This is a genomic window from Paludifilum halophilum, assembly GCF_002245355.1.
Taxonomy (GTDB): domain Bacteria; phylum Bacillota; class Bacilli; order Thermoactinomycetales; family DSM-45169; genus Paludifilum; species Paludifilum halophilum.
Genome location: NZ_NOWF01000003.1, coordinates 188,830 through 208,156, shown reverse-complemented (window position 1 = coordinate 208,156; position 19,327 = coordinate 188,830). Strand labels below are relative to the sequence as shown.

The 19,327-nt window shown below is 53.7% G+C and carries 19 protein-coding genes; 16 read left to right on the top strand and 3 right to left on the bottom strand.

Annotated elements, in window-relative coordinates; translation table 11 throughout:
- Positions 1 to 24 precede the first annotated feature (24 nt).
- Genes sat through cobA form a run of 5 tightly spaced genes read left to right on the top strand, consistent with a single transcriptional unit; the run spans position 25 to position 4,490 of the window.
- Positions 25 to 1,173, top strand: a complete 1,149-nt coding sequence (sat, locus tag CHM34_RS06175; RefSeq protein ID WP_094263918.1) for a sulfate adenylyltransferase — start codon at positions 25 to 27, stop codon at positions 1,171 to 1,173.
- A gap of 16 nt (positions 1,174 to 1,189) precedes the next feature.
- Positions 1,190 to 1,834 (top strand): adenylyl-sulfate kinase, encoded by a 645-nt coding sequence (gene cysC, locus CHM34_RS06170; protein ID WP_094263720.1) that lies wholly within the window; start codon positions 1,190 to 1,192, stop codon positions 1,832 to 1,834.
- On the top strand, positions 1,806 to 3,437 hold the full coding sequence (locus tag CHM34_RS06165) for a nitrite/sulfite reductase (RefSeq protein ID WP_094263719.1): 1,632 nt from the start codon (positions 1,806 to 1,808) through the stop codon (positions 3,435 to 3,437). Before cysC ends, CHM34_RS06165 begins: the two co-directional genes overlap by 29 nt.
- A 14-nt stretch (positions 3,438 to 3,451) precedes the next feature.
- Positions 3,452 to 3,670 (top strand): DUF3906 family protein, encoded by a 219-nt coding sequence (locus tag CHM34_RS06160; RefSeq protein WP_094263718.1) that lies wholly within the window; start codon positions 3,452 to 3,454, stop codon positions 3,668 to 3,670.
- A 34-nt stretch (positions 3,671 to 3,704) separates the two neighbouring features.
- Positions 3,705 to 4,490: a uroporphyrinogen-III C-methyltransferase gene (cobA, locus tag CHM34_RS06155; protein ID WP_094263717.1), complete on the top strand. Its 786-nt coding sequence runs from the start codon at positions 3,705 to 3,707 to the stop codon at positions 4,488 to 4,490.
- Positions 4,491 to 4,539: 49 nt separating this feature from the next.
- On the opposite strand, the gene CHM34_RS06150 is transcribed toward cobA, so the two are convergent.
- A complete protein-coding gene (locus CHM34_RS06150) occupies positions 4,540 to 6,012 on the bottom strand; it encodes a PH domain-containing protein (protein ID WP_094263716.1) in 1,473 nt (490 codons plus the stop codon).
- Positions 6,005 to 6,484, bottom strand: a complete 480-nt coding sequence (locus CHM34_RS06145) for a PH domain-containing protein (protein WP_169713620.1) — start codon at positions 6,482 to 6,484, stop codon at positions 6,005 to 6,007. The genes CHM34_RS06150 and CHM34_RS06145 overlap by 8 nt, the downstream gene beginning before the upstream one ends.
- 216 nt (positions 6,485 to 6,700) lie before the next feature.
- Between CHM34_RS06145 and CHM34_RS06140 the strand changes: the two genes are divergently transcribed.
- From CHM34_RS06140 to CHM34_RS06100, 9 genes are all read left to right on the top strand, one after another.
- Entirely contained in the window at positions 6,701 to 7,258 is a 558-nt protein-coding gene (locus tag CHM34_RS06140; protein ID WP_169713619.1) for a precorrin-2 dehydrogenase/sirohydrochlorin ferrochelatase family protein, read from the top strand.
- A 204-nt stretch (positions 7,259 to 7,462) separates the two neighbouring features.
- Entirely contained in the window at positions 7,463 to 8,695 is a 1,233-nt protein-coding gene (ystJ, locus tag CHM34_RS06135; RefSeq protein ID WP_094263713.1) for an NADP-dependent malic enzyme, read from the top strand.
- A gap of 440 nt (positions 8,696 to 9,135) precedes the next feature.
- Entirely contained in the window at positions 9,136 to 9,318 is a 183-nt protein-coding gene (locus CHM34_RS06130) for a glutamate decarboxylase (protein ID WP_094263712.1), read from the top strand.
- Between the two features lie 27 nt (positions 9,319 to 9,345).
- The gene (gene accD, locus CHM34_RS06125) at positions 9,346 to 10,209 is read left to right on the top strand and encodes an acetyl-CoA carboxylase, carboxyltransferase subunit beta (RefSeq protein WP_094263711.1); all 864 of its coding nucleotides are present in this window, start codon (positions 9,346 to 9,348) and stop codon (positions 10,207 to 10,209) included.
- Positions 10,202 to 11,164: an acetyl-CoA carboxylase carboxyltransferase subunit alpha gene (locus CHM34_RS06120; RefSeq protein ID WP_094263710.1), complete on the top strand. Its 963-nt coding sequence runs from the start codon at positions 10,202 to 10,204 to the stop codon at positions 11,162 to 11,164. Before accD ends, CHM34_RS06120 begins: the two co-directional genes overlap by 8 nt.
- 94 nt (positions 11,165 to 11,258) lie before the next feature.
- Positions 11,259 to 12,218 (top strand): 6-phosphofructokinase, encoded by a 960-nt coding sequence (gene pfkA, locus CHM34_RS06115; RefSeq protein WP_094263917.1) that lies wholly within the window; start codon positions 11,259 to 11,261, stop codon positions 12,216 to 12,218.
- 20 nt (positions 12,219 to 12,238) lie between these two features.
- A complete protein-coding gene (gene pyk, locus CHM34_RS06110; protein ID WP_094263709.1) occupies positions 12,239 to 13,990 on the top strand; it encodes a pyruvate kinase in 1,752 nt (583 codons plus the stop codon).
- Positions 13,991 to 14,412: 422 nt separating this feature from the next.
- Positions 14,413 to 14,850: an acyl-CoA thioesterase gene (locus tag CHM34_RS06105; protein ID WP_094263708.1), complete on the top strand. Its 438-nt coding sequence runs from the start codon at positions 14,413 to 14,415 to the stop codon at positions 14,848 to 14,850.
- Between the two features lie 4 nt (positions 14,851 to 14,854).
- Positions 14,855 to 15,256, top strand: coding sequence for an FxsA family protein (locus CHM34_RS06100; protein ID WP_094263707.1), 402 nt, complete (start codon positions 14,855 to 14,857; stop codon positions 15,254 to 15,256).
- Positions 15,257 to 15,313: 57 nt separating this feature from the next.
- Here the strand turns inward: CHM34_RS06100 and ytvI are convergent, their stop codons facing one another.
- A complete protein-coding gene (gene ytvI, locus CHM34_RS06095) occupies positions 15,314 to 16,450 on the bottom strand; it encodes a sporulation integral membrane protein YtvI (RefSeq protein WP_094263706.1) in 1,137 nt (378 codons plus the stop codon).
- A 401-nt stretch (positions 16,451 to 16,851) separates the two neighbouring features.
- Between ytvI and CHM34_RS06090 the strand changes: the two genes are divergently transcribed.
- The gene (locus CHM34_RS06090; protein ID WP_094263705.1) at positions 16,852 to 17,964 is read left to right on the top strand and encodes a citrate synthase; all 1,113 of its coding nucleotides are present in this window, start codon (positions 16,852 to 16,854) and stop codon (positions 17,962 to 17,964) included.
- A gap of 56 nt (positions 17,965 to 18,020) precedes the next feature.
- On the top strand, positions 18,021 to 19,307 hold the full coding sequence (gene icd, locus CHM34_RS06085) for an NADP-dependent isocitrate dehydrogenase (protein ID WP_094263704.1): 1,287 nt from the start codon (positions 18,021 to 18,023) through the stop codon (positions 19,305 to 19,307).
- The last annotated feature ends 20 nt before the right edge of the window (positions 19,308 to 19,327 follow it).

Here is a 19,327-nt window from a genome sequence, read left to right as displayed (position 1 = left end):
AATGAAGGAAAGGAGAGGGTTTCGATGAGTACGAGTATTCCCCATGGAGGACGGCTGGTTTACCGATGGCAGCCGGATTATTCGACGCAAGACCTGAACCATGAGGTGGAGCTGGACGCGATGGCCTTGAGTGATCTGGAACTGATCGGAACCGGCGGATACAGCCCTTTGACCGGTTTCCTGGGACAAAAGGACTACGATTCCGTGGTGGAACGGATGCGTCTCGCTGACGGTTTCCCCTGGAGTATCCCGGTGACACTCCCAGTATCGGAGGAAAAGGCGGATACTTTGGAAACCGGGGACCCGGTGAAGCTGGTTCAGGACGGTATCGTCTACGGAGTCCTCCATCTGGAGGAGAAATTTGTTCCGGACAAAAAGCGGGAGGCGGAAAAGGTGTACCGGACGTCGGATCCCGCTCATCCCGGCGTCAAGAAGTTGTTTGACCGTCCCGGAGTTTATCTCGCCGGCCCGATCTTCCTGATCAACCGATCCAAAAAGAATACATTCGCATCCTACTATCTGGATCCGGCCCAGATCCGGGAGGCCTTCGATGCCCGCGGCTGGAAAACGGTGGTCGGTTTTCAGACGCGAAACCCGGTGCACCGGGCTCACGAGTACATTCAGAAGACGGCTCTGGAAACCGTGGATGGTCTTTTGTTGAACCCCCTGGTCGGAGAGACCAAGTCCGACGATATCCCCGCTGAGGTACGCCTGGAAAGCTATGAGGTGTTATTGGAACATTATTACCCGAAGGATCGGGTATTCCTAGCCGCTTTCCCGGCGGCGATGCGTTACGCCGGGCCGAGGGAAGCGATTTTCCACGCCCTGGTTCGCAAGAATTTCGGCTGCACTCATTTTATCGTCGGACGGGATCATGCCGGGGTGGGCGATTATTACGGCACTTACGATTCCCAGAAGATTTTCAGCGAATTCGGGGAGGACGAGTTGGGGATCACGCCCCTCTTCTTTGAACATAGTTACTATTGCGTAAAATGCGAAAATATGGCTTCCACGAAAACCTGTCCTCACGGTCGAGAGCATCATGTCACCCTGTCCGGAACCAAGGTGAGACAGATGCTGAGAAACGGTGAACGTCCCCCGGCTACCTTCAGCCGACCGGAAGTGGCTGATGTACTGATCCGGGGGCTGAGGGAGAAGACGGTTACCACCTGAGGAAAGGGAGAGGGAAATGGGACAAAGCCACATTCTCTGGCATGAGACAGCGGTAACAAAGGAAGAACGGAGGCGCTTGAACGGACACGGAAGCTGTGTTCTCTGGTTTACCGGGTTGTCCGGAGCGGGCAAATCCACTCTGGCCAACGCGGTCGACCGGCGGTTAACGGAGCGGGGGCTGAGGAGCTATGTCCTGGATGGGGATAACATCCGTCACGGTCTCAACCGGGGACTCGGCTTTTCTCCCGAGGATCGCCGGGAGAATATCCGACGGATCGGGGAGGTTGCCAAGCTGTTTGTCGATAGCGGACAGATCGCTTTGACCGCTTTTATTTCCCCTTTCCGGGAGGATCGGGACAGGGTTCGGGATATCCTGGATCCCGGGGAATTCATTGAAATTCATGTGGACTGCGCTCTGGATGAATGCGAACGCCGGGATCCGAAGGGGTTGTACGAAAAGGCGCGGCGCGGAGAGATTCCCGAGTTTACGGGGATCAGCTCCCCCTATGAACCTCCCGGATCACCGGAATTGACCATCCGTACCGACCGGCTGAACATCGAAGAATCGGTCAACCGGGTGATCGCTTATCTGGAGGAGACAAAACAGATCGAACGAGGGAGGGTGAGCCACCGTGACTTACACCAAACATTGGGCGAATAATGAAAAGCTGAACGATACGGAAAAACAGAAATTGGAGACCGACGGGTTGGACATCTTCAAGGAGATCCCCCGCTATGCCGAGGAAGGGTTTTCATCGATTCCCAAGGAACGGTGGCCTTTGTTCAAATGGGCGGGGCTCTACCTGCAAAAACCGAGAGAAGACGGCTATTTCATGATGCGGGTCTGTGTTCCCTCCGGCGTCCTCAATTATGAGCAAGCGACGACACTGGCGGGGATCGCCCGGGATTACGGTCGCGACATTTTTGATGTGACCACCCGACAGGCGATTCAGTTTCACTGGCTCCGGATCGGGGAGATCCCGGATATTTTTCGCCGATTGGAACGGGTGGGCCTTTCTACCGCCGGAGCCTGCGGGGACATCACCCGGAACATTGTCGGAAACCCTTTGGCCGGGATCGATCCCAACGAACTGATCGATACCCGTTCCATCGTCAAAGAGGTATTTGATCACTTTCAGCACAACAAAGATTTCTCTAATCTGCCCCGAAAATATAAGATGTCGATCAGCGCCAACGTTCATAACGCCTCCCACGCGGAGATCAACTGCGTCGCATTCACCCCGGCAGTGAAGGAGATCGACGGGAAAACGGTTCCCGGCTTTCACCTGAAAGTGGGCGGAGGCTTGTCTTCGCGTCCCTACCTGGCCCAGGAGCTGGATCTGTTCATCCAGCCGGAACGGGTGAAGGATGTCGCAGTCGCTGTGACGACGATTTTCCGGGATTACGGATACCGTCAGAAGCGGACCCGGGCCCGGCTCAAGTTCCTGATGGCGGACTGGGGTCCGGAAAAGTTCAGGGAGAAATTGCTCGAATATACCGGGCCGTTGCCAAGCCGTGGGGAGAGCCGGTTGGAGGAGTGGAACGCCGGATATTTTTACGGAGTCCATCCCCAGAAACAAAAAGGGCTGTCCTACATCGGGTTCAACGTTCCCATCGGTCGTATGACATCGGAAGAAGTGTTCGAACTGGCCCGCATTTCCAAGGAATACGGGAACGGAGAGATTCGCACCTGCAACTCACAAAATGTGATTATCCCCAACATCCCCGATGAAAAAGTGGAAGATCTTTTGAAAGAAAACGTGTTCCGACGGATTTCTGTTCATCCCCGCCATTTTATCGCCTATTCCGTCTCCTGTACCGGCATTGAGTATTGTAATCTGGCTTTAGTGGAGACGAAGGAACGGATGCGGAGGATTGCCGAATATCTGGATGAGGAGATCGCGCTCGATGTTCCGGTCCGCATCCATATGGTCGGTTGCCCCAATTCCTGCGGACAGCGCCAGATCGCCGATATCGGATTGCAGGGGATTAAGATGAAGTCCAAGGAGAAACAAGGACTCGTTGACGCCTTTGAAATTTATGTCGGAGGGACTCTGGATCACGGTGGAAAGTTCAACCAAAAACTGAAGGGAAAAGTGGACGGAGAGCATTTGGCCCCGGTGCTGAGAGAACTTCTCGCCTTTTTCAAGGAAGAAAAGGTGGCGGGCGAGTCCTTCTACCGATTTGTGGAACGTGTCGGGGTGGAACGGTTGCAGCAGGAACTGAATGACATCCTGTCCCGGGTAGTTCCCCAGGCATCCTGATCGGAGGGTTTTCTTTGTATCTGTACCGTTTTGAAGTGACTGCCAATCAAGAAGTGATTGACGTGGTGGTGGCTGCCTCCGGTGATGACGAAGCCTTTCAAATCGTTGAAGCGGAATTGGAAAAGTATTTCTTGAAAATGCCCTCGGTGGAGGACATCTCCCTTTACGAGAAAAAGCGGATTCGCAAAGGGGGAGGCTTTGTTCTCTACGAGCGGGAGACGCTCCTCAGCTGAAGGAGGGGGGCCGTAAACAGGGAGGCTGGAGTGGATGGGAAAAGTGTACTTGGTGGGAGCCGGTCCCGGAGATCCGGAACTGATCACCTTAAAAGGGTTGCGGTGTATTCAGGAAGCGGATGTGATTCTGTACGACCGGCTAATCAATCGGGAATTGCTGGAATATGCCGGGGCGGGAACGGACCTCATCTACTGCGGGAAACTTCCTGACTACCATACCATGAAGCAGGAGACCATCAACCGTTTCCTTATTAAGCATGCCGCGGGAGGGAAGATCGTCACCCGGCTGAAAGGGGGGGATCCCTTCATCTACGGGCGCGGAGGGGAGGAAGCGCAGGCTCTCGCCAGGAGCGGGCTGGAATTTGAAGTGGTTCCCGGAATCACAGCGGGAATCGCCGCCCCGGCCTATGCCGGAATTCCGGTTACCCATCGGGAATACGCCTCTACCTTCGCCTTTGTTACCGGTCATCGACGTCAAGGAATGGAAGATGAAGTAAACTGGGAAAGCTTGGCCCGCGGCGTCGATACCCTGGCCATTTATATGGGGGTCAAAAACCTTCCCCATATCCGGGAAAAGCTGATCCGCTGCGGTAAGGATCCCTACACCCCTGTCGCATTGGTTCAGTGGGGTACGACGGGGGATCAGACGACGGTCACAGGAACTCTGGACGATATCGTCGACCGCATGGAGCGGGTTCCGGTTCGGAATCCAACGATGATCATCGTCGGAGAGGTCGTTCGGTTGCGTGACCAACTGCGATGGTTTGAACGTTTGTATCCCTCTTCGCTCCCGGATATTCATTCGGTGGAAGCTCTTTGATACCGCCGTGGAATGATTCACAACGCTTTTTAGCTGAAGAACTTCGGCGTTACGCCGAAGTTCTGTTTGGTTCCGGGTCCGTTTCCCGGATCATTGTCACAGCGTCCGTTCGTTCCAGAAGTTTGCTTTCGTACTGGTTGCCCGAAGCCAGCCGGGCTTGAAAGACGGCCAGACCGGCACGCCGGGTGAGGGGGTTTTGGGATAGGGTTCGGGACTGGATCGCTCGCCGGGGCAAAAAAACCGTTCTGCGGTTGATCAGACGACTCCTGAAAACGGCCACCCCCTTTTCCACTTGCCAACCGCCGCTTTTAAATCGCCAATATCCGTAAAGGGCGTCTAGAAGCGGAAGAAAAAATGCGTAACCTCCCCAGGAAGGGGAGAAATACCAAGCTGTACCCGCTAATCCGGCTGTAATCGGGAGGGAATACCCGATCATGCGCTTTCGCACTCGAGATGGAAGGGGGCGAATCCCCATCCGAGACGCCGGTGCGAATTCCGGCAGGAAGTCCGCGAGGAAAGTATCGATTTCCGATCGTTTTAACAGGGGGAAACAGACAACTCGTTGGTCCGACTCCCCGCCGTATCCCGCGCTTTCCACCTGAATCGTCACAAAGCCGAAGGGCTGGCGCAAGACGCTTTCCACCAGGTGAACGGCTTGAATTTTTTTCAGGGGCAGAGAAGTTCTCCTCCGCTCCAACAACCCTCGTTCGATGAACAAATAGTTCCCATCATGGCGCACGGTAAATCCGGCCTCCAGGATGACGGTGCTTCCGATGGAAAGCAGCCAAGCTCCCAGCGCTCCTATCAGTACCAAAACAATCACTCCTCCCAGGGAGAAGAAGGGAGCGGCGGACCGGAAAATCGATTCAAAAAACGCCGTGTCGAGATCGATCAGATCGATGACGATGGAGAAAAGAGGTCCCAGGACGGCCAGCATCACCCCGATCCGTCCCGAGGTTAAACCGGCGATCAGAAGGCGCCGATGACTCAGGCGAAGGCGGGGACGGTCCGGTTGATTCTCTATTGAAAGTTTCTCCCCTTCTCCTGCGGACGGGGACTGCTTTCCCGCCCGGGGTCGCCGAAACAGCGCTCGCTTCAATTTTGCGGCGTCCCGTTTGGTGACAGCAGCCAATACAGCCTCCGGTTCGCTTTCGCTGCTGGCCGTTTCAATCTGCAATTGGACGACACCGAAAAGGCGGTGCCAGATCCTCTCGACATCATCGACAGACTGGATTCGTTCCAGGGGAATATAAATCTTTCTTTTCAACCAGGCCCCTTTTTCTATACGAAATTCATCATTCTCCAGATAATAAACTTGTCGATACCAACGGAGAAAACTGTTGGCGATAATCCAAATAAGGACAGCGGAGCTTCCTGTCAGGACCCAAATCAGCTTTTGCCCCATATCTTCGCTGAACAGGCTGATCCCGAAGGAGACGAGGAGGGGGTATAATAGCTCCTTGATGTTCTTGATGATCGTGACCAGAATGGTGGAAGGGTGAAGCCGTCTCGGTTTATTCATCCTCTGCTGCCCTCACCCAGGAGCCGATCCGGTCGCGTAACTCGTCGGCATCGTTCATCTTTAAAGCGGGAATGGAAAAAGAGCCCCCTCCAGCCGTATGGATTTCCAATTCCGCCAGCCGGTATCGTCGCAAAACGGGTCCTTGACTGGTATTTACATGTTGAACCCGGACCATGGGGATTAAGGTCCGTTTGATGGAGAAAAAACCGGACTGAATGTAAACTTCTTTTTCAGAGATTTCATACCGATAATATCTCCAGCGGAGCTGAGGCGCCAGGAAGATGAGAGGAACAGCCGATAGAGTGGCGATAATGAGGCCGGCGGCTGTAATCCAGTCGGTCCATCCGAATGTATGAACGGCGATGGTCACTCCGCCTGTGATGGAATAGAGAAAGATGGTGGTCAAAATCCCGCTGATCCTCCATACGCGGATGGCCAGCGGGTCGATGCGATGTTGCGGTGGCTGCTGCAACAGAGAAGTCCTCCTTTTTCATGGGCGTCGAATGTAAGATTCGACAATTTTGGCGGGAACCCTGCCCTTCACCGGACCCTCCTTTTCTTTGGCGGGATCGGGAAACGGAAGCCCTTCGGTTTCCGTTTTGAGAAACAAGAGAGGGTTTGCAGGGGATGCCCTGAAAAATGAAAGCGGTGTTTTGTACGGTGACCAACGAAAGAAAGGATGAATATCATGTCCCAGATTCCGCTGATGGTGGATCTTTCCGGCCAGCGGGCCGTCGTTGTCGGGGGTGGTACGGTAGCCGCCCGAAAAGTGAGTGCGTTGCTGGAAGCGGGGGCGAGCATCACCGTGATTGCTCCGGAGGCCTCCGCCTTTCTGCGGGAACAGGCGGAACAGGGCATGATCGATTGGTGTAGGAAGCTCTTTGACCCGGGGGACCTGAATGAAGCGTGGGTGGTAGTGGCGGCGACTGATTCGCCTGAGGTAAACCGCCGGGTGGCGGCATGTGTTCAGCCGAGACAACTGGTTACGGTGGTCGATCAACCCCGTTTCGGCAATTTTCATATTCCTGCCCGCCTGCGCCGCGGCCGTCTGGTTCTCGCCGTTTCCACCATGGGGGCCAGCCCGGTTCTGGCAAAAAAGATCCGGGATGAGCTGTCCGAACGGTATGATGAAACCTGGGAAGCCAAGCTGGATCAATTGTATCAGGAGAGGGAACGGATCAAAAGAAGCGGATGGAGCCCCGAGGAAAAGCGGAAAAGGTTGAAGGGTTTGGTAAAGGGCTTGTAAAGAGCTCTTTTATTTCTTATCGCATGCTGAGGGAGATGGGTTGGAATTATGGTGAGCTCTTCATAGAAAGAAGCAGGTTTTCTTCGTTAGCGGGGTTTGAGCCCATCTCCTTCCCTTTCCCGCAAGGACTGCCTTTTGATATAATAATAATTATTGCAGTGGTCTGACCACCGCCGTGATCGGATCTAAAGGAGTTGAAACGGATTGTCCTCGTTGCGAGAAGAATCGTTGAAGCTGCACCGTGATCAGCAGGGAAAACTGACGGTAACATCCAAAGTAGCTGTCAACAATGCCAAGGACTTGAGTCTCGCTTATTCGCCGGGTGTAGCTGAACCCTGCAAGGAGATCCATACCGATCAGAACCAAGTATATGATTACACGATGAAAGGCAACTTGGTCGCTGTCGTGTCCGATGGGACGGCGGTTTTGGGTTTGGGAAACATCGGTCCCCATGCGGCTATGCCCGTTATGGAAGGAAAGGCGGTGCTGTTCAAATCCTTCGCGGGGGTAGATGCTTTTCCCCTCTGTGTCGATTCATCGGAAATCGACAAGATTGTCGAAACTGTCAAACTGCTGTCTCCCACCTTTGGCGGTGTCAATCTGGAGGATATCGCCGCACCTAAATGTTTCTTGATTGAGGAGCGTTTAAAAAAAGAAATCGACATTCCCGTCTTTCACGACGACCAGCACGGGACGGCCATCGTTACGCTGGCCGGTCTGATCAACGCTCTGAAAGTCGTCAACAAGAACATGAATGAAATCAAGGTGGTGGCCAACGGGGCGGGAGCTGCCGGAATTGCCATCATCAAACTGCTCCTGTCTCTCGGTGTGAAGGATGTCATCATGTGTGACAGCAAAGGCACCATTTATGAAAGCCGCCGCGAGGGAATGAATAAAGTCAAGGAGGACATCGCCAAGGTAACCAACCGAGAGGGGATACAGGGAACTTTGGCGGAAGCGATGCAGGGAGCCGATGTGTTCATCGGTGTCTCAGTGGCGGGAGCCGTGACTCCTGAAATGGTTCGTTCCATGAACCGGGATCCGATCATCTTTGCGATGGCTAACCCCGTTCCGGAGATCATGCCCGCTGACGCCTATGAAGCCGGAGCGATGGTGGTGGGCACCGGCCGCTCCGATTTCCCCAACCAGGTGAACAATGTATTGGCCTTTCCGGGAATCTTCCGCGGAGCTCTGGATGTCCACGCCCGAGGGATCAACGAATCGATGAAAATCGCAGCCGCCTATGCTATCGCCGATCTGATCGAGGAAGAGGAATTGACCCCGGAAACGGTCATTCCGGCTCCCTTCAACCCGAAAGTGGCCCCCCAGGTGGCGGCCGGAGTAGCCCGAGCGGCGATGGAGACGGGACAAGCGCGCATTCAGCTGGATCCGCAGGAAGTTTATGAGCGAACGGTGAAATTGACGCAGATCTCTTGAAAAGGAGATGGATTCTGTCCGGGAAGGGACGGCTTTCCGCTCTGCTCCGCCAACGATTGGCGGATGCCGGATGTTCGCTCTCCTTCTAAGTACCGGAAGCGCTTTTGTCCAACCAACGAAGCGGAAGTCGATCGGGCTTTAAACGGCTTCCTTCCGTATATCCGGTAACCCAATACCTCCCAACCATGCGGGGATCTTCCTCCGGCCGAAGGGCGGACGGCGGACACTTATGCGAGTATCCGGGTCTTTGGGATGTCGGGACAAGGGTTCGCTGCCGCCCGCCGGCTGAGGAACACTCGGCGAAGCCAGGGTTTTTCACGAAAGGCTTTGTCCCGGTGATCGGGACCATTGCCCACCCGGCTTCGTTGCAGTGTGTTTCCAATCTATGCTATGATGTCTCCGGTGAAGGCGGCTGAAAGGCCGAAGGAGGAAGCGACCGCATGTGGACTGTCATTTACGTTTCTCCCAACCAAAGGATGGCCAAGCGTATTCGGGACCGGTTGGACCTGGAAGGTTTTTTGGTGAAAATTCGGTCGATGCGTTTCCATGGAGAACAGTATGAGGTGTTGGTGCCCGAAGCCGAACTGCAGGAAGTGCAGGAAGTACTGGGCTCGATTTTATAGAGACTACCGCTCGGATGAGGTGTTATCGTGTTAAAGGATTTATTCAAGAAGCAAAAAAAGTACGCGACGATCCCTTCGGAACAAGCCAAAAGAGAGATCCCCGAGGGAATTATGCAAAAATGCCCCCGCTGCGGTACCATCGGATTTTCCAAGGAGTTGGAGAAGAACTTAAAGGTGTGCAAATCCTGTGGATATCACTTTTCCCTCTCCGCTCCGGAACGGATTCAGTTGACAGTGGATGAAGGGCGTTTTTTTGAATATGACAAAGACCTCCTGTCGGAGGACCCTTTATCTTTTCCGAACTACCCGGAGAAGGTAAAGCGGGACATGGAGAAGACAGAACTGAATGAAGCGGTGGTGACTGGAGAAGGGACAGTCGGCGGATATCCCTCTGTCGTCGGCGTCATGGACTCCCGCTTCCGCATGGGCAGTATGGGTTCTGTCGTCGGGGAGAAGATCGCCCGGGCCGCTGAGCGTGCCGCTACAAAAAAATACCCCTTGATCCTTTTTTCCGCATCCGGCGGAGCCCGGATGCAGGAAGGCGTACTCTCCCTGATGCAGATGGCCAAGACCAGTGCGGCGCTGGAACGGTTGCACAGGGAGAAAGTGCTGTTCATCTCTGTTTTGACGAATCCGACGACCGGCGGTGTGTCCGCCAGCTTCTCTTCCCTCGGGGATATCAACATAGCGGAGCCGGAAGCCCTGATCGGATTCGCCGGGCGGCGGGTCATCGAGCAGACGGTGCGCCAGAAGCTTCCTGAAGATTTCCAGACAGCGGAGTTTCTGCTCAAGCACGGGCAGCTGGATCAGGTTGTGCACCGATCGGAACTGCGCGATACTCTGATTCAACTTTTGGACCTGCATTGGAGCGGGAGGGAAAATCATGAATAACGGTCATCTCCCCTTTGAACGACCGTTGGTGGAACTGAGGGAGAAAATCGCTGAACTAAAAACGTTTACCCAGGATAAGTCGATCGATTTCACTGAGGAAATCAACACCTTGGAGGAGAGAGCGAGGAGGCTGGAAGCGGAAATCTACGGGAATCTAACCCCGTGGCAAAAGGTGCAGATCGCTCGTCACGCTTCCCGTCCGACAACTTCGGACTATATCAAGTCCATCTTTACCGATTTTATCGAACTTCACGGCGACCGACTGTACGGTGACGATCCGGCGATCATCGGGGGGATTGCCAAACTGGACGGTCGACCGGTAACGGTGATTGGACACGAACGGGGCAAGGATACCAAGGATAAAATCGCCCGCAATTTCGGCCTTCCCCACCCTGAAGGGTATCGGAAGGCCTTACGACTGATGCAGCAGGCGGACAAATTCGGCCGCCCGATCATCTGCTTTGTGGACACTCAGGGAGCTCATCCCGGCGTGGAGGCGGAAGAACGGGGCCAATCGGAGGCGATCGCCCGAAACCTTCGGGAAATGGCCGGGTTTCAGGTCCCCATTGTCAGCGTGGTTACCGGTGAAGGAGGCAGCGGAGGGGCACTGGCGATCAGTGTCGGTAATCGCCTTCTGATGCTGGAGCACGCTTATTATTCCGTCATCTCACCGGAGGGAGCGGCCGCCATTCTGTGGAGGGATTCGGCCAAGGCTCAGGAGGCGGCGGGAGCGTTGAACATCACCGCACAAGATCTTTACGATCTGAATGTGGTGGATCAAATGATTCCCGAACCGAAGGGCGGGGCACATAAAGATCCCGTCACTCAGGCAAACTGGATAAAAAAGGCGATCCTCGATGCGTTGGAGCAGCTGTCATCCATGGACAGAGAAAAACTGGTTCGGGACCGACACCAAAAGTACGGGAAAATCGGTGTATTCAATACCGTGGGTTAGGAGAGAACCACCACGGTTTCTCTTTTTGTCCCATAGGGACAAAAAAAGTCCCGAAGGGATGCGAAACAGTTTTGATTGAACGAGGTGAGCCATGATGAAGCGTATCGCTGTATTGACAAGCGGTGGAGATGCTCCGGGGATGAATGCAGCCATTCGGTCGGTCGTTCGGAAGGGACACCATCACGGGTTGGAGGTCGTCGGAGTCCGTCGGGGGTATAATGGACTGATTCAAGGGGATTTTATCCCGATGGAACTGGGCACGGTCGGTGATATTATCCACCGGGGCGGGACGGTTCTATACAGTGCCCGGAGTGAAATATTCAAAACTTCAGAGGGACAGGACAAAGCGGTGGAGAATCTGAGAAAATGGAAAATCGACGGTCTGGTGGTAATCGGCGGGGACGGAAGTTTCCGCGGAGCACAGAAGTTGACTAAGCGCGGTTTTCCCGCTGTCGGGGTGCCGGGTACGATCGATAACGACATTCCCGGTACCGACTTCACCATTGGTTTTGATACTGCCGTTAATACCGTCATTGAGTGTATCGATCGGATCCGGGATACCGCTACTTCCCACGAGCGGACTTATATCGTGGAAGTCATGGGACGCAATGCCGGTGATATCGCCGTTTGGGCGGGGTTGGCCGACGGAGCGGAGTCGATCTTGATCCCCGAGGCTCCGTATCAGATGAATGAGATTGTGGATCGGCTGGCCCGCGGAAGCAAACGGGGCAAAAAACACAGCATTATTATCGTCGCTGAGGGTGTGGGCAGCGGTGTCGACATCGGGCGCCAGATTAAAGAAATGACGGGTGCGGAGACTCGGGTGACCGTTTTGGGTCATATCCAGCGTGGAGGCTCTCCCACTGCCTCGGACCGCGTTTTGGCCAGTCGGATGGGGGCGAAGGCCGTCGATCTTCTCCTGGAGGAACAAAGCGACCAGATGGTGGCGATCCGCCGAAACGAAGTCATAGGGGTCGATTTTGATGAAGCTTTCGGGATGAAGCATCAACCCGATATGTCTATTTATGATCTAGCTGAAATTCTGGCTATATAACGAAAGTGAGGGGGATCTGCATGCGCAAGACCAAGATCGTTTGTACCATCGGGCCGGCCAGTGAAGAGCCGGAAACCCTCAAACGCCTGATACAGGCGGGGATGAACGTGGCCCGGCTCAACTTTTCCCACGGTTCGCATGAAGAGCATAAGCTCCGCATCGACCGAATTCGCCAGGTGGAAAAGGAATTGGGAAAAAAAGTGGCCCTTTTGTTGGATACCAAGGGACCGGAGATCCGAACCGGGAAATTGAAAACAGAAGAAGTACAGCTGAAAACCGGTGATCCCATCATCCTAACGACGGAATCGGTAGAAGGAGATGCTTCCAAAATCTCCATTTCATATAAAGGGTTACCCCGGGATGTGGAACCCGGTTCCACCATACTGATCGACGACGGGTTGATCAGTCTCACCGTCAGCGATGTACGAGGGGAGGAAATCCATTGCCGGATTGCCAACGGCGGCCCGTTGAAAAGTCATAAAGGGGTTAATGTTCCCGGTGTATCCGTCAATCTTCCGGGTATCACCGACAAAGATGTGGAAGATATTAGGTTCGGAGTGGAACAGGGTGTCGATTTTATCGCCGCTTCTTTTGTCCGCAAACCGGAAGATGTATTGGAGATCCGCAAGCTGCTGGAAGATTGCGAGTCGGATATTCACATCATCCCCAAAATCGAAAATCAAGAGGGCTTGCAGAATCTGAAATCCATTCTCAAAGTCTCTGATGGGTTAATGGTGGCCCGGGGGGATTTGGGTGTGGAAGTACCGGCGGAGGATGTCCCGGTTTTCCAAAAAGAGATGATTCGAAAGTGTAACCAGGTGGGGAAACCCGTCATCACAGCCACGCAGATGCTGGATTCGATGCAGCGCCAGCCCCGTCCGACCCGTGCGGAAGCCAGCGATGTGGCCAATGCGATTTTTGACGGTACTGACGCGATCATGCTATCCGGAGAAACCGCCAGCGGAAGATATCCGGTGGAAGCAGTGGAGACCATGGAGCGAATCGCTTCACGGGCGGAAAACTCGCTCCGTTATCGGGATCTGTATCGGGAACGGATCCGGGAGCAGGATGTCAGTATCCCCGACTCCATCAGCCAGGCTGTGGTTCACACTGCCTGGAACCTGCGTTGTTCCGCCGTCATCACTTCCACTGAAAGCGGCCGGACCGCCCGAATGGTATCCAAGTATCGTCCGTTGGCTCCGATCGTGGCGGTCACACAGCATGATCGGGTCGTTCGCAAGCTGACTCTGGTCTGGGGTGTTTATCCCGTTAAAGGGGAAAAAGTGGAGACAACGGATGAGATGCTGAAAATCGCCATCACTTCTTCTCTGGCCTCGGGTTGTGTGCGCCATGGCGATCTCGTCGTGATCACCGCCGGTGTACCGGTGGGTAAATCCGGGACGACCAATCTGATGAAGGTTCACGTCATCGGAGATGTGATGGCCAAAGGGCAGGGCGTCGGCCATCAAGTGCGGACGAGCGAGGTGGTCGTCGGAGTTACCGCTGAAGAGATCCGCTCTAAAATGAAGGATGGTTCGATCCTGGTGACGGTGCGTACCGACCGGGATATGATGGATTGCTTCAAAAAGGCCTCCGCTGTGATTGTGGAGGAAGGAGGATTAACCTCCCACGCAGCCGTTGTGGGCCTCGACCTGGGAATTCCCGTTATTGTCGGCGTCTCCCGTGCGACAGAAATATTCCGGGACGGGATATCGATCACTGTAGATCCCCAACGGGGCCACATTTATTCCGGACGAGCCAACATTTTATAATCGCGGACATAAAGAAAGCGCTGATCATCAGCGCTTTTTTTGATCAATGAAACAAAGCGGTAACAGTTCGTTTTGAGTAACAGATGTTCCTTTCAGTGAGATATTTGAGAAGTTGTGTACCGGAGAGAGTCAAATGGTGCGCAGACGCGGGTAGATCCACCAACGCAGTCTTCTTCGCTTTCTTTTTCGCCGTCGGAGTTTCATTATGCCATCTCCTTTCCCTCATCAGTTTTTCCGTATCCTGGTTTCTGTCCTTTATTGTATCCGGAATCGAAGGGATTGGCTATTCACATTATGCGTGATGAGAGTCGATAATATGTAACAAGCTGGCGAGACGGCACATCCGCGTCACATTTTCCAGCTTCTTGTTTGGTATAATGTCGGTGTAACCGATGTTTCACAAAATGGTGGAGGAATGGAAAGTGAAGGAACCTGTTTTTGAAACAACGATGCGTGTCCGATATCAGGAAACGGACCAGATGGGAGTGGTTCACCACAGCAATTACGCCATTTGGTTTGAAGTGGGGCGGACGGATTTTATTCGTCGGTTGGGGGCTTCCTATAAAGACTTGGAACAAAGGGGGATTTTGCTCCCTGTCGTCGACCTGACGTGCCGGTTTGTGGCCCCCGCCCGCTACGACGATGAAGTCCGCATTGCAACCCGGATTTCTGAGGCGAGGGGACCCAAGCTGGTTTTCCGCTATGAAGTGCGAAGAGCGGAGGACGGAGGGGTGTTGGCGCGGGGGACGACGACCCACCTGTGGGTGGATCGGCACATGAAACGGATCAATCTGAAACGGTCGGCTCCCGATATCTTCGAAATCATTTCCAGGGGTTTTCCCGCTTCCCGAGGAGGCTGAAATCATGTTCCGCTTGATCATATTGGCTTTAATTCTGATTCCCGCTCTGGAGATTTGGGGCCTGGTCACCGTCGGCAGCTGGATCGGTGCCTGGCCGACTGTATTGGCCGTAATCGTAACTGGAGTCGTCGGGGGATATCTGGCCAGGTGGCAAGGCTTGCAAACCATCCGCCTCGCTCAAATCCAGTTGCGGAACAATGAGTTGCCCGGAGAGGCTCTGCTGGAAGGAATCTGTATCCTGTCCGGCGGGTTACTGCTTTTGACACCCGGTTTTTTCACCGATGCTTTTGGTTTTCTTCTGCTGATCCCCTATACCCGGGGGATGATCAAGTTGGTGCTGAAACGGTGGTTGAATAAGATGATCGCTGAAGGGAGGGTTTACAGGGTGGATTATCGGCGCTGGTGAAGCATCGGTTTCCGATACCGCATCGACAAAAAATGGTGGCGGATGCGTCTTTACTTCTCAGCCCTCCCGAGAGGGTGGGTTTCCATTGCGTATATAATGCCATAAGTCCGTAAAAATCCGGGCTCGATGCAAGGCAACCAAGACCACCGCCACAACCGGCCCGATGATCAGTCCCAGTACCCCGATCCATTTGAGGCCTATAAAAAGGGCGATCAGTGTCAGCAAAGGGTTCAATCCGATGTTGCTGGCCACCAATTTGGGTTCCAACATCTGACGTGCAACCAGTGTAATGATATACAAGATGGCGATTCCCACACCCAATTGGATGTTTCCGGTGATGAAGAGATAACCGGCCCAAGGGATCAGTACGGCTCCCACTCCGAAGTAAGGAAGCAGATCGATGGCGGCGGTGATCAGAGCGATTGTGGTGGCGTATTCCACTTGCATGATCAACAGACCGATCCAAACGATAATCCCTGTGATTGTAATCAAGGTGAGCTGGGCTCTGACGAATCCGAGAAGTCCCTGTTTCAAATCCTTAAAGATCATGCCTCCGGTGGTTTTGATTCGTTCCGGAATCAATCCCAGAATACGATCCTTGAGACGAGGCCAGTCCAACCCGATAAAAAAGGCCGCCAACAGACTGAAGACTAACACCGTTGCGTAATAAGGGAGATTACCGAGAAATGTTCCGATTCCGGCGATAATATCGGTGATGGCTTGGGTCCCCCGGTTAGTGATAACGCCCATATTATCCCGGATGCTATTCATGATTTCCGATTTTTGTTCGGGATTGTCTTCCATGTAGTTCTGGATGTTTTGGATCATACGGGTCAATTCGTTCTCTTCATTGACGAAAGTATCCAGCAGATATTGATTGACTTCGTTTAAATAGACTGGCAACAGATCCGCCATATGGGTCAATTCGATGACAATTTGTGAAGCGATCACCACCAGAAGCGTGATCAGCAGGCCGACAGTCAGGAAAAGGGTCAGGGTGACGCCGGCCCAACGAGGCATGCGGGCTCGACGTTCCAACCACCGAACCACCGGTTCCGCGATCGTGGCGATCAACCACCCGATGATAAAGGGGTAAGTCAAAGGGATGGCAAAAACAATCAAATAATAAGTTATTCCCGTGATCAAAACGACCAGAAGTGCGCGTAGAATCATATGGAGAGACTCTCGGTTCATCGGGATGCAACCCCCTTTGTTGGAAAAGGTTCACCCTACCATTTTTTCCTCGGCGGATCCCGTTATAAGAAGTCTTTATTCTCCATAGTGGAAGTTTATCATGTTTTCCTTGTCGCGTAGCCTGATGATAACGGTTTTTTTTTATGGTAAACTGGAATAGGCGAAACGGGGCACAATCAGCAATATTTCATCGGGTAATCGACCGGAAACCGCAATATCCGGCTCCCTTACCTTCATTATTTGCACAAGGCGCCTTTGCATAAGTTTTCAAAACTGTAAACATGTTAACGCTTTGTTCGGTGCCATGATAAACATTTAATAGGATCCCCTGACCCTTGCGGTCCGTCAGGTGGCCTAATCGAGTGCCCGGAGCACCATATTAGAAGCAAAGGAGCGATTTTATGTCGGTTGCTAAAGGATTGGAGGGTGTCGTTGCACTCACATCCCAAATCAGCTCGATCATCGATGGTGTTCTCACCTATCGCGGGATCAACATTGATGAACTGGCTGAGAAGGCCAACTTCGAAGAAGTGGCGTTCCTTTTGTGGAATGGGCGCCTGCCTTCCCGATCGGAACTCGACCGGTTGAAACGGCAGCTGGGAGAAGAGGCGGAGCTGCCCCCCGATGTGCTGGCACAGGTGAAAAGCTTTCCGAAGGATATCCATCCGATGGCCGCTTTGCGAACCGCTGTTTCTTCCCTTGCGTTGCACGATTCTCAGGCGGAGGATAACAGTTCGGATGCGAACCTCGCAAAGACCATTCGTTTGACGGCCCAAATGCCGACAATCATAACTGCTCTATACCGCGCCCGGGAAGGGTTGGAGCCGGTGGCTCCCCGACCCGATTTCGGTTATGCCCGGAATTTCGTCTATATGCTTCATGGAAAAGATCCGGACCCGGTGGCTGTAAAAGCCATCGACAAAGCATTAATTCTGCATGCCGACCATGAATTGAACGCTTCCACCTTTGCGGCCCGTGTGACCACAGCCACCTTGTCGGACATTTACTCCGCTGTCACCACGGCGATCGGCACCTTAAAAGGACCTCTGCACGGCGGAGCCAACGAGCGCGTCATGATGATGCTGGAGGAAGTGGGAACGGTGGGCCGAGTGGAAGAAGTGATTACCCGGAAGCTGGATAACAAGGAGAAGATCATGGGCTTCGGGCATCGCGTTTACAAAGACGGGGATCCCCGTGCCAAACACCTGAGAGAGATGTCGCGGCAACTAGCGGAGCAGACAGGGGATTCCACCTGGTATGAGATGTCGGTGATCATCGAGGAACTCATTGAACGGAAAAAGGGACTCAAGCCTAATGTGGACTTTTATTCGGCCTCTACTTATCATTATCTGGGTATTCCCCGAGACCTGTTTACCCCGATTTTCGCTATGAGCCGGGTAACGGGGTGGACCGCTCATATCCTGGAGCAGTTTTCCGATAACCGATTGATCCGCCCGCGGGCCGAATATATCGGGCCGACCCATCAAGCGTACGTTCCCATTGAAGAGCGGTAATGTTGTGTCCGGAATCCGACTGATTGACACCCGAAGAAACAGTGAGGAGTGTTATGATGGAACAGTATAAGCAGCCTCAAGCCGGTGAGCGGATTACCCTGCAAAATGGTGAGCTTACGGTGCCGGATCATCCGATTATCCCCTATATCGAAGGAGACGGGACCGGCCCTGATATCTGGGCGGCCGCCCGCCGGGTACTGGATGCCTCGGTAGAGAAGGCTTACGGATCCAAGCGAAAGATCGAGTGGTTCGAGATCTATGCCGGTGAAAAAGCCTATAACAAATTCGGCGAATGGTTGCCGAAGGAGACTCTGAAGGCGATCGAAGACTATTATGTAGCGATCAAAGGACCACTGACCACACCGGTAGGAGGAGGGATCCGTTCCCTCAATGTGGCTCTTCGCCAGGAGCTGGACCTTTTCGTCTGTCTCCGCCCCGTTCGCTACTTCAACGGTGTTCCGTCCCCGGTCAAACGGCCGGAAGACGTGGATATGGCGATTTTCAGGGAAAACTCCGAAGATATCTACGCCGGGATCGAGTGGGAGGCCGAATCGGCCGAGGCCCAAAAGGTGATCCAGTTTTTGCGGGAAGAGATGGGAGTTCAAAAGATCCGCTTTCCGGAAACATCCGGCATCGGTGTGAAGCCCGTTTCCAAGGAGGGAACGGAACGCCTGGTGCGGGCGGCGATCCAATATGCCCTCGACCACGGCCGCAAGAGCGTCACCCTGGTGCATAAGGGGAACATCATGAAGTACACAGAGGGTTCCTTTAAAAACTGGGGGTACGATTTGGCGTCCCGGGAGTTCGGCGATAAGGTCTTCACCTGGCGCGATTATGACGAGGTCAAGGAGAAACACGGCCTGGAAGCGGCCAATCAGGCTCAAAAAGAGGCAGAAGAGGCGGGCCGGATCATCGTGAAGGACTCCATCGCCGATGCCTTTCTGCAACAGATTTTGACCCGTCCGGAAGAATACGACGTAATTGCCACTCTCAATCTGAACGGGGACTATATCTCTGATGCGCTGGCCGCTCAAGTGGGCGGGATCGGAATTGCCCCGGGAGCCAATATCAATTTCGAGACGGGTCATGCCATCTTTGAAGCGACCCACGGCACGGCTCCCAAATATGCCGGTATGGACAAGGTAAATCCCGGATCCATCCTTCTTTCCGGTGTGTTGATGTTGGAACATCTGGGTTGGCAGGAAGCCGCCGACCGGATTTACCACGCCATGGACCAGACGATCAGCCAGAAAAAAGTGACCTATGACTTCGCCCGCTTGATGGAGGGGGCGACGGAACTGAAATGTTCGGAGTTCGCTACCCAGTTGATCGAAAATCTCTAAAGATGTTTGCGAAAACGTAA